The following is a 10,628-nucleotide window of genomic DNA, read 5'->3' as shown; positions in this document are numbered from 1 at the left end:
GGCACCCCGGGATTCACCGTGCGTTCGCGTCGTGTTGGCCGAGGCACGCGCCACGTGACGTACGGGTCCAGTTGTCTGGATGACGGTGCCTACGTCCCCAGCAACAGGATCCCCCACATGAACAAGATCAAGTTGGTCGTCGCCGGCGCAGCTGCCCTCCTGGGCGTCATCGTCTTCAGCGCACACTTCTCGCACCCCGCGCCCTCCGCCACCGACAAGGCGAGCGCCGCGGTCGGCAGCAGCACCCTCCGGATCGGTGTCGAGAGCACCGAACCCGTCTACTTCCAGAGCGGCGGCGAGACCTTGGGCTTCGACTACGAGATGGCACGCGGCGTCGCCGAAGGCATGGGCGTCGAGCCCGAGTTCGTGCCGATGGACTTCAACGAGCTCTTCCCGGCCCTGCGAGCGGGCAAGATCGACATGATCGGGGCCCAGGTCACGCAGACCTCGGACCTCGAGCGGGACTTCGACTTCAGCGCGCCGTACTTCTCGACGTACGTCGCCTTCCTCACCCCCGAGGGATCGACCATCCGGACACGCCGCGACGTCGACGGGAAGAGGATCGCGGTCGTCGACGGCGCCATCCAGGAGTCCTACCTGCGGGACAAGTACCACGACGTCAAGGTCGTCAAGGCCCCCACCGTGAGCGCTGCCGTCCAGCTCATCGAGCGCGGCGAGGCGGACGCGTTGTTCCACGGAGCCCCGTACGCCCAGTCGATCATCAAGAGCGCCCCCATCGTCCTGGAGGAGCCGATCGTCTACCCCGTCGACGACGCCCCGATCGGGTTCGTGATCCGCTCCGGCGACCCGCGCAAGGAGCAGATCGACGGCGTCCTGAAGGACATGGTCCTCAGCGGCGAGTGGCTGAAGGTCAAGACCGCGTACTTCGAGGCCGACCCGCTCTCCGACGTGTTCGGCGACAAGGGCGCCTGACCCTCTGGCCCGCGAACTACCATCCCTGCGGACCCGGTCGCCGCGGGGATAACAGCACCAGACGCTGACGTACGTTCTCCGCGACCACCTGCAGCACCTGCGTGACCCCCGGCTGCCCATGGCGGGCTGTCCGGGAAAACGCGGTGTCGCCACCCGACGAACTGCCCCGCAGCCCCGGCCGGGGCTGCGGGGCAGCGAAATCTACTGAGTGGCGACTAGACCGGCGACTCCGATGCGCGAGACGTCTTCGGTCGAGTCGATGTGGTCAGCCGGGACGATCGACGAAGTGATCGCGGTCCAGCAGCCTGGACAGCAGCGCTGGCGGAAGACGATCACCTCGTCGACGTAGTGCGCGGGATCGGAGGTGACCTGGGGGCCGGCGTCGGTGGACGGGCCGTCGTAGATCGCGAGTCCGAGCGAAACGTCCCGGGTGACATCGGCGAGACCATGACCGCAGTGGGCGCAGCCGACCGTGTCGCCGTCGATGACGAGGTTGTCATCGATACGACGTGCACGAGCCGTGTCGAGCTTGCCACGGTCCCGGGTCTCGGTCCGCGACCGCTTCCGTCGCTCGTCGCGCATCTCCGCCCGACGGCGCCCGGTTGCTGCATGGTCGACCTCACCCTCGGTGAGGACGACGCCGTAGACGGCGGCGGCGGCGATGGCGCTGACCTTGTCCTCGACGACGTCGTGGCGAACTGCATGCGGGTCGCGCAGAAGCGGGTCGCCGTATCCGCCACCGCCCTGCCAGTTCATGTAGAGGACCTCGCCCGGCGCGAGGTAGGACTGCGCATAGCAGTTCCCGATCTCGACATCGCCGCCGAAGTCATCCAAGGACTGGGGGATGCGGCCCTCGGCGAGAATCTGTCCGATGTCGACCCGGCGGGCGACGGCGTCCAGCCCGGTGTTGCCCGGATAGCCGCCCGCGAGGCCGTTGTTCTGCGAGACGGCCTTGCCGGCCGAGGCCAGCACCAGCCCGGCCGGCTGAGACGACCCGTGCAGAGTGACCGCCAGCGAGGCGCTCACACCGCCGCGCTGGCGTCCCGGGCCACCGGAGTCGGGCTCCTCGCGACGCCACAGGGTGAGCAGAGGATAGAGGAACTCGGTCATCTCGACATCGGGGATACGGCCCATCGGAATGCAGAACAGGCCACCCGTGTCCATGCCGTCCATCTCGGGTCGAGCGCCGAAGCCACCGGCCATCGGCTCCATCATCACGTTGAGGAACGGCGTTGGGACGTCACTGCGCTCGTCGAGCCCGGCCACGACCGCCGTGTCCCACGTCCCACAGCAGGCGGCTTGGACACTCTTGCCCAGATCGGCGGACCGGTCGAGCATCTGCGACAGACACTGGGCGACCAAGGTGCCGGTCAACCACGCGGGGCCGATCGGGCCGCGGCTGACGGCCGCGGGATAGGTCGCGTTGTTGATCGTGCCCTCTTCAGACACGAGGTCGAAGCAGCGCATCAGGCCGCCGGCCGACCACGGGATGTCGTTGGCCAGGATCGGCAGCAGGGCGAGCATCACGCCGCCGCGCATGCCGGCGTAGGTGCAGTTGATCATGCCGGCCTGCGGGTCGGTCCCGGTGAAGTCGAAGGTCAGGTGGTCGTCTTGCTTCGTCATCGCCACGGTGATCTTGTGGACGCCGCGGTCGCCCTCGTGGGACTGGTCCTGGTAGCCGGTCGCCTGCCAGGTTCCGTCGGGCAGTTCGCCGAGCTTGCCGCGTAGCCGGCCCTCGGCGTCGGCCATCATCCGCTTCATCACGGCTTTGACGGTGTCGGCGCCGTACTGGGAGATGACCTCTTCGAGCCGCTTGCGGCCGACTGTGTTGGAGCCGACCTTGGCGCGCAGGTCGAGGTTGACCAGCATCGGCACCCGCGAGCGGCGGATCCACACGTCGACAACGTCGTCCTGGAGATCGAAGTCCTTGACCACCTTGATCGGCGGGGTCGGGAGCGCCTCGGAGAAGACGTCCTGGGCGGCCGGACTGAACGAGCCAAGTCCCACACCGCCGAGGTCCGGTTCGTGGCAGATCGCGCTGGTCCAGGCGAAGAGCTTGCCCTCATGGAAGACCGGCTGGAAGACGATCACGTCGTTCTGGTGCAGCCCGCCGCCGACCCACGGGTCGTTGCAGAGGAACATGTCGCCCTCGCGGATGCCGGGATTGTGGGACCGGTTGCGCAGGGTCCAGTAGATCGCGAGGTCGACGGCTCCGGCGAGCATCGTGTTGTAGAGGCCGACCTGCACCTCTTGTCCGAGCTCGTCGCAGATGGCGAAGTCGAAGTCGTTGGCGTCGGTGACGATCGGGGAGCCCGACATGCGCTTGAGCGCCTCGCCCATCTCCTCGGTGACCGACCAGAGCCGGTGGCGTACGACCTCGTAGGTCAGCGGGTCGAGGTCGTCGATCTGCTCCTGCGTGACCGTGTGGACCTCGAGGGTCTCGGGCAGTCCGGACGTGATCTCGTCGAGGTTCGTAGGACGGCTGGAGAAGTGCTCCGAGCCGGGTATCTGCATCGTCATGTCAGTTCCTCTAATTCCTGGTGGTGATGGTCAGGTTGCCGAGGTGGTCGACGGTGCCGGTCATCTCCGGCGGTACCACGACGGTGGTCGTGGGGACCTCGATGATCGCCGGACCAGTGATTCGATGGCCGGCCCGCAGCTTGCGGTAGTCGTAGACCGGGGTGTCGGCGTAACCCAGACGGGGATCGAGGCAGACCTTGCGGGTCGCGTGGAGCGCCACGGACGGATCGGGGTCGGCAGCCGAATCCACCTTCGGCAGGGCAGGTGAGAACGGCAGCACGCCCGTGCCGCGGACGCGGAAGGTGATCGCCTGGACGCCGGCGGCGCTGAAGCCGGTGCCCTCGCCGAAGAGCTCGGCGTAGCGCTGCTCGAAGTCGCCCGTCACTTGGGTCATCGCCGCCGTGTCGAGCGTGCCCGCCGGGACCTCGACGGCAACCTCTGCGAGCTGCGCGGTGTAGCGCAGGTCGAGCGAGCGGACGAGCTCGATCCGCTCGAAGTCGAGCCCCTGCCGCTCCAGGGCAGATCGCACCTGCTCCTCCAGCGAGGCGAAGTTCTCCATCGCGCGGGCCGGGTCGAGCGGCATCTGGCCAGGATCCGAGAGCTCGGAGGCGAGCACGATGTCGGAGGACGCGAGGCCGTAGGCGGAGAAGGCGGAGGCGACCGGTCCGAGCGGCACGATGCACTCCTTGACACCGACCTCGGCGGCGTAGAAACCGCAGTAGGCGGGGCCGGCCCCACCGAAGGCGTAGAGGACGAAGTCGCGGGGATCGTGGCCGGTCTCGACCACGGTCTTGCGAAGCAGGTCACCGGTCTGGGCGTTCTGGATCGCGTAGATCGCGGCAGCGGCGTCCTCGACGCTGAGGCCGAGGGGCTCGGCGATCTTCAACCGGATGGCTTCGCGCGCCGCCTCGAGGTTGAGCGCCTTGCGTCCGCCGAGCAAGCCCGCCTCCGGGAGGATCCCGAGCACAAGGTTGGCGTCGGTATTGGTCGGCTCGGTGCCGCCCGCGTCGTAGCACGCGGGACCAGGCACCGACTGTGCGCTGCGCGGGCCAACTTGTAGGTTCCCGCCCTTGTCGAGCCAAGCGATGGCACCTCCGCCCGAGCCGATGGCGTGGACCTCGAGGGTCGGCACGTTGATCGGGTGGTGGTTGATGATCGTGCTACTGGTCCGCACCGGCTCACCGTCAACGACCAGACCGACGAGGAATGTCGTGCCCCCGACGTCGGTGGAGATGATGTTGCGGTGTCCCAGCTGCTCGCCGAGCGAGACGGCGCCGACCACACCGCCGGTGAGGACAGAGCCCACCGTGCTGATGGCCGTGGCGGGCGCTTCGGCGGCGGCGATGGCGCCACCGTTGCTCTGCATGACAAGGAGCGGGCCGGCAAGGCCGTGCTCGCGCAGCCGGCCCTCGAGAGACCCGAGGTAGTCGCGCAGGCCGGGACCGATCTGGGCGCTCATCACCGTGGTGGAGCTGCGGGCGAACTCCCGGATCCGCGGGCTCACCTCAGAGGAGAGGGAGACGAACATGCCGGGGTCGATCTCGTGGACGATCTCACGGATCCGCTGCTCGTGGGCCGGATTCTTGAAAGACCACAGCAGCGAGACCGCGATCGCCTTGACGTCGGCGTCGAGGAGCCTACGAACCGCGGTACGCACCGACTCCTCGTCCAGGGGAACGACGACTGTGCCGTCGCGGTCAATGCGCTCGACAACCTCCAGCGCGTGCCGTTTGGGCAGCAGACCGTGGTCCTTGCTCTGCCCCAGGACGTTCTGGAGCTGGTCGGGTGATCCACCGAGGTAGCGGCCCTCGACGTTCATGATGAAGATCGAGTCGCGATGCCCGACCGTGGTCAGGAAGCCGACGGGCGGCACGTTGCCCATGACCAGGGCGTTCAGCGACGAAGTCGTGCCGTGAGCGATGTGATGGGTGTCGGCCAGCATCTGCTCTACCGGCAGGCCGAGCTGCTCGGCCAGCACTGCCAGCACGTCCATCACGCCTTGGGAGTAGTCCGGCGGTGTCGACGGCGCCTTCGCCGCGACGATGTTCCCTGCGTCGTCGTCGAGCACGGCGTCCGTGAAGGTTCCGCCGACGTCGACACCGATGACGTAAGCCATGAGCATCCTCGTTTCGTTGTGTCCGTAGTCACAGACGCTAGATCGATTCGACAGTAACGTCAATAGGTTGACGTATGCGTAAATAGGATGATCTGCCAGATACACATCGGGCCCCCGCGATCACGCGGAGGCCCGAGGAAGGAACGAGTCGGCGCTGCTCAGCCGTCGAGCAGATCCTCCAGGTGATCGAGATCGCGGCGGATCAGTCGCAGGACGTCGCGCGGCTCGGCGCGACTCGCGGCATCGCCATCGGGGTTGCGCAGTGATGCCACGGCCATATCGGCCAACTGCTCGCAGATATGGTCGAGATCGTTGCGCTCGTCAGGCTGATACCACCAGGCGACCCAGTTGTTCATACCCAGGAGGCCGAGCGCGGCCACGCGCGGGTCGACCGGCCGGAACGCGCCCTGAGCGACTCCGTCCTCGATGACTCCGGCCATGGCCTTGAGCACGGCGCGGCGACCGGACGTGTGCGTGGCGGCGATGCCGTCGGGCAGGTCGGCCTCGGAGCGGATCAGGAGCTGGAACCGCGCCGCGCTCTCAGCCTGGCGCCGCACGCTCATAGCGACGATCTCATGCACCTTGCGAGTGGCATCGATGTCATCGCGAGCAGCGATCGCCTGGATGCCGGTAGCGGAGTCCTGGGTGATCTCGGCGACCAGCTTGGCGAGGAGCTCGTCTTTGCTGCTCACGTAGTGGTAAAGAGCCGGCCGGGTCAGTCCGACAGCGTCGGCGATGTCCTGGAAGCTCGTCCCCGCGAACCCACGCTCCGCGAACAGGCGGGTGGCGTGGTCATAGATCTCCTGCTCGACCAGGCTGCGACGTACGCCGGAGCGGGCCGGTTCGGCGTCCTTGGCGGCCTTGGTCTTCGGGAGGGGTTTGCTGGCGCTCATGACGTTGATGTTATCGATTTGACGCTCATGTCAAGCACTATGGCGGTCTCACAGCTCGAAGAGCCCGGCAGCCCCCATGCCGCCGCCGATGCACATGCTCACGACGACGTACCGCGCTCCGCGGCGGCGCCCTTCAAGGAGGGCATGGCCGACCATCCGCGCGCCGCTCATCCCGTACGGGTGCCCGATGGCGATTGCTCCGCCGTTGACGTTGTAACTGTCGGGGTCGATGCCCAGCCGGTCTCGACAGTAGACCGCCTGGGAGGCGAAGGCCTCGTTGAGCTCCCACAGGTCGATGTCATCGATGCTCAGGCCGTGTTGGCGCAACAGTCGCGGGATTGCGAAGATCGGGCCAATCCCCATCTCGTCGGGCTCGCACCCTGCCACCGCCATTCCGCGGTAGATCCCTAGAGGGTCGATCCCGCGGCGGGCGGCCTCGCGGGCCTCCATGAGGACGACGGCGGCGGCCCCGTCCGACAGTTGCGAGGCATTCCCAGCGGTGATCGTCGCCAGATGATTGGGCCGGTGCGGGAGCACCGGCGTCAGCCCGCGAAGGCCTTCGATCGTCGTCGACGGACGGTTGCCCTCGTCAGCTTCGAGATGGAACGGCACGATCTCGTCGGCGAACAGACCGTTCGCCTGCGCCAGGGCAGTACGCCGCTGGGATTCCAGTGCGTACTGGTCCTGGACGTCCCGCGTGACGCCATAGCGTTCCGCGACGGTCTCGGCCGTCTCCAGCATGCCGACATAGATGTCGTGCCCTCGTTCGACGAGCCAGGAGTCCTGCGCGCGATAGGTGTTGCGATGGTCGTTCTGGACCAAGGAGATCGACTCGACCCCGCCGCCGACCGTCACCTGCATACCGTCCACGACGATCTGCTTGGCTGCGGTTGCGATCGCCATCAGGCCTGACGCGCACTGACGATCGAGGCTCATGCCCGGAACGCTGGTGGGTAGCCCCGCCCGAAGAGCGGCCTGCCGTGCGACGTTGTAGCTGGACGTCCCTTCCTGCATGGCGCAGCCCAAGACGACGTCCTCCACTTCGCCAGTCTCGATCGGCGTGCGGCCGAGAGCGCCAGCGATGGCGTGCGCCGCCATCTCCGGTGCAGAGACCTCACTCAACGCGCCTCGGTACGCCTTCCCGATCGGCGTCCGGGCGGTACTGACGACGACAGCTTCACGCATGGTTGCCAGCCTCCGTCGTCGACTGGTTGCGCTTGGCGCCGGGGATGGCGAGTACGACCAAGCAGCCGAAGAGCGCCGGTATGGCGTAGGCGTAGAACTGGCCGGAGACCGGTAGCCCGGTGGCCAGGAGATAGCCACCGTAGGAGGGACCGAGAACCCCACCCAAGCGCCCGGCACCGAGGGACAGACCCAGGGCCGTCGCCCGGCTGGCGGTCGGGTAGGAGGTCCCGACATAGGTGTTGATCAGGATCTGGGTACCTGTGGTGCCGACGCCCGCAATGGCTACGAGGAGATAGACGACAGCGGTCGGCGGGCGCAGCGCAAGCAGCGACAGTGACACTGCCGCACCCAAGAACGCCGCGGCGACGATCGGCTTCGAGCCGAGTCGATCGGCTAACGGCGAGGCAGCCAAGGTTCCGAGGACTGCGCCGAGGTTGAGCACCAGGAGGAAGGACAGCGCCGAGCCGAGGCCGTAGCCAGCCTTGACCATCAAGGCGGGCAGCCATGCATTGGCGCCGAACAGCACCAGCAAGCACAGGAATGTCCCCACCCAGAAGAGCAGTGTGGTCACCAGCAGATCCCTGCCGAAGATCGTGCGAAGCTGTGTCCCTCGTGCGATCGGGACCTCTGCGACGTCGCTGTCGAGCGGTCCGTGGACGCTCTCGTGGTCGATCTCGAGGCCATGGCGCTCGATGACCTCGCGAATCTCCTCCTCGCGCCCCCGTGCACGTAGGTACTCGACCGACTCAGGAAGGAATCGGAGCAAGAGCGGCAGCACGATGATCAGCGGCGCGAGGCCGACGGCGAACATCGCCCGGAAGCCATAAGCGGGGACGATGGCAATGGCGAGCAGGCCGGCGACGGCGCCGCCGATCCCTACGCCGGCGAAGGCGATGGCCGTGTTGAGGCTCCGCCGGTGCATCGGCGAATACTCGACGATGAGCGCGACCACGGTCGGCATGAGCCCGCCGGCACCCAGGCCCACGACGAACCGAAAGAACCCGAACTGGCCCGGGCTCGTCGCGACGGCGCACAGGCCCATCGCCACTGAGAAGACAGTCACGCTCAGGACCATGGTCCAGCGGCGCCCGATCCGGTCCGTCAGGGCCCCCGACCCCAGGGCACCCAACAGCATGCCGAAGACGGCGAGCGATCCTAGGAAGCCGGCTTGTTCCGGGGTGAGGTCCCAGGCCCGGTAGCTCAAGAGGCTCGGCACCACGGTGCCGTACATGATCAGGTCATAGCCCTCGAGAGTCAGTGCCGCGAAGCTCAGTGCGAGGACGGCTCGTGGGGTTCGCCGGACATGGATCCCGGCTCCGGTCGTGGTCGTGGGTGTCTGCATGTCGAACTCCTTTGTCGACGCCGACCGTAGATCCGTGTGACATATTCGTCAATAGTTCGACAAATTCGTAAATTCGGGAGGCGAGCACTCCGCGTCGTAGTGATTGACGGGTGCGTTGACTTTTCGTCGCGCGCGTTGAATCATGAGATGAGACGAAAGGACCCTCATGAACCACGTACGAATCGGCTTGGTCGTCCCAAGCTCCAACGTGACCGTCGAGACGGAGATGCCGGCCATCCTCAACCGCCACCCGCAGGCGAGCTTCTCGTTCCACTCCAGCCGCATGCGGATGGCAAAAGTCTCCCCCGAGCAACTCGCCGCGATGAACGCGCAGCGCGAGCGTTGCATCCTCGAGCTCGGTGACGCTTCGCCTGACGTCATCCTCTATGCCTGCCTGGTCGCCCTGATGTCCGTCGGCCCGGGCGAACACCAGCGAGTTGAGGGTCTCGTGGCCGAGCAGCTCGCGACGGGTGGTGCCGAGGCGCGCGTCCGCTCGAGCGCGGGGTCACTGATCGAAGGACTCCAAGCGCTGTCAGCGCGACGCATCGCACTGGTCACCCCCTACATGAGGCCGCTTGCCGAAAAGGTCGTCGCCTACCTCGAGGCCGAGGGCTTCGAGGTCGCAGACTGGCGTGCGCTCGAGGTCGAGGACAACCGCGACGTCGGTTGCATCCCGGGCGACCGGGTCATGGAGGCCGCGCGAAACCTCGACCTGACCGGTGTAGACGCACTCGTCATCTCCGCATGCGTCCAGATGCCGTCGCTCCCGCTGGTCGAGGCGGCCGAACAGGAGCTCGGTGTGCCGGTGCTGTCCGCCGCAACGGCCGGGGCCTACAGCATCCTGCGTGCCGCCGGGCTCCCGGTGGACATCCCTGGAGCCGGCTCCCTGCTGCGGGCCGACAGCCTGCAGCCCGCCATCTGAACCAGCCGACCCAAAGAAAAGGAACCCGATGAGCCCGCTCTCCGACCAGCACCTGGTCCGCGGCGTCGACCACGCCGCCTTCCCCACCTTCGACCCGGCCGGCACGGTGCGCTTCTACAGGGACACCCTCGGCTTCCCGGTCGTGCACTCGATCTGCGCCGCCGGCTGGGGCCCGGACGACCACCCGGACTTCATCCACTTCTTCTTCGACATCGGCAACGACGATCGGATCGCCTTCTTCTACTACTTCGGCCTGCCGGCGCCGCAGGTGTCGAAGGGCGACGTGTACGCCCAGTTCGGGGATGAGACACCGGAGTGGTTCGTCCGTTCGCGCCACCTGGCGATCCATGTCGACAGCGAGGACCACCTGCTGGAGTACCGCCGCCGCCTCGACGCGAGCCAGTGGCCCGTCGAGATGCAGATCCAGCACGAGACGATCGAGTCGATCTACACCCACGATCCCAACGGCTACATGGTCGAGATCACCCGTGCACTGCGCCCGGTCACCCCCCAGGAGGACCTCGACGCCAACCTCACCATCGATGCCCTCGTCGACATCGCCCAGCGCCCTGGCGCCGGCATGGACGAGCTGCTCGTACGCAAGGCCGAGTTGATCATCGAACGAGCCGAGACCTGGCAGGAGCACCAGAGGGCCCTCGTCGAGGACACCCGGTCCGATCAGGTCGCCGGGCCGGAAGGGCCGGTAGCACGATGACG

General features: G+C 67.1%; 8 protein-coding genes. 3 read left to right on the top strand and 5 right to left on the bottom strand.

Features of this window, described 5'->3' with window-relative positions; genetic code table 11:
- Window positions 1-117 precede the first annotated feature (117 nt).
- Window positions 118-933 (top strand): substrate-binding periplasmic protein, encoded by an 816-nt coding sequence (locus UG56_RS04775; protein ID WP_045546868.1) that lies wholly within the window; start codon window positions 118-120, stop codon window positions 931-933.
- 201 nt (window positions 934-1,134) lie between these two features.
- On the opposite strand, the gene UG56_RS04770 is transcribed toward UG56_RS04775, so the two are convergent.
- The 5 genes from UG56_RS04770 to UG56_RS04750 all read right to left on the bottom strand — a co-directional run bounded on the left by UG56_RS04770 (window position 1,135) and on the right by UG56_RS04750 (window position 8,989).
- On the bottom strand, window positions 1,135-3,453 hold the full coding sequence (locus UG56_RS04770) for a hydantoinase B/oxoprolinase family protein (protein ID WP_045546869.1): 2,319 nt from the start codon (window positions 3,451-3,453) through the stop codon (window positions 1,135-1,137).
- Window positions 3,454-3,463: 10 nt separating this feature from the next.
- Window positions 3,464-5,569: a hydantoinase/oxoprolinase family protein gene (locus UG56_RS04765; protein WP_045546917.1), complete on the bottom strand. Its 2,106-nt coding sequence runs from the start codon at window positions 5,567-5,569 to the stop codon at window positions 3,464-3,466.
- Between the two features lie 158 nt (window positions 5,570-5,727).
- A complete protein-coding gene (locus UG56_RS04760; RefSeq protein ID WP_052693091.1) occupies window positions 5,728-6,462 on the bottom strand; it encodes a TetR/AcrR family transcriptional regulator in 735 nt (244 codons plus the stop codon).
- A 48-nt stretch (window positions 6,463-6,510) separates the two neighbouring features.
- A complete protein-coding gene (locus tag UG56_RS04755) occupies window positions 6,511-7,647 on the bottom strand; it encodes an acetyl-CoA C-acyltransferase (protein ID WP_045546871.1) in 1,137 nt (378 codons plus the stop codon).
- Window positions 7,640-8,989, bottom strand: a complete 1,350-nt coding sequence (locus UG56_RS04750; protein ID WP_052693094.1) for an MFS transporter — start codon at window positions 8,987-8,989, stop codon at window positions 7,640-7,642. The genes UG56_RS04755 and UG56_RS04750 overlap by 8 nt, the downstream gene beginning before the upstream one ends.
- A gap of 166 nt (window positions 8,990-9,155) precedes the next feature.
- Here UG56_RS04750 and UG56_RS04745 point away from each other — a divergent pair, with 166 nt between their 5' ends.
- Complete coding sequence (locus tag UG56_RS04745) at window positions 9,156-9,911, top strand: maleate cis-trans isomerase family protein (protein ID WP_045546872.1); 756 nt, start codon at window positions 9,156-9,158, stop codon at window positions 9,909-9,911.
- Window positions 9,912-9,939: 28 nt separating this feature from the next.
- On the top strand, window positions 9,940-10,626 hold the full coding sequence (locus UG56_RS04740; RefSeq protein WP_045546873.1) for a VOC family protein: 687 nt from the start codon (window positions 9,940-9,942) through the stop codon (window positions 10,624-10,626).
- The last annotated feature ends 2 nt before the right edge of the window (window positions 10,627-10,628 follow it).

Origin of the sequence: Nocardioides luteus (genome assembly GCF_000960475.2) — a bacterium.
Taxonomy (GTDB): Bacteria; Actinomycetota; Actinomycetes; order Propionibacteriales; family Nocardioidaceae; genus Nocardioides; species Nocardioides luteus_A.
This window is presented reverse-complemented; position numbering and strand designations above follow the sequence as displayed.

What these genes read in the sequence shown, in the direction of transcription:
- UG56_RS04775 (WP_045546868.1), top strand. Translation starts at nt 118, where the DNA reads ATGAACAAGATCAAGTTGGTCGTCGCCGGCGCAGCTGCCCTCCTGGGC.
- UG56_RS04770 (WP_045546869.1), bottom strand. Translation starts at nt 3,453, where the DNA reads ATGACGATGCAGATACCCGGCTCGGAGCACTTCTCCAGCCGTCCTACG.
- UG56_RS04765 (WP_045546917.1), bottom strand. Translation starts at nt 5,569, where the DNA reads ATGGCTTACGTCATCGGTGTCGACGTCGGCGGAACCTTCACGGACGCC.
- UG56_RS04760 (WP_052693091.1), bottom strand. Translation starts at nt 6,462, where the DNA reads ATGAGCGCCAGCAAACCCCTCCCGAAGACCAAGGCCGCCAAGGACGCC.
- UG56_RS04755 (WP_045546871.1), bottom strand. Translation starts at nt 7,647, where the DNA reads ATGCGTGAAGCTGTCGTCGTCAGTACCGCCCGGACGCCGATCGGGAAG.
- UG56_RS04750 (WP_052693094.1), bottom strand. Translation starts at nt 8,989, where the DNA reads ATGCAGACACCCACGACCACGACCGGAGCCGGGATCCATGTCCGGCGA.
- UG56_RS04745 (WP_045546872.1), top strand. Translation starts at nt 9,156, where the DNA reads ATGAACCACGTACGAATCGGCTTGGTCGTCCCAAGCTCCAACGTGACC.
- UG56_RS04740 (WP_045546873.1), top strand. Translation starts at nt 9,940, where the DNA reads ATGAGCCCGCTCTCCGACCAGCACCTGGTCCGCGGCGTCGACCACGCC.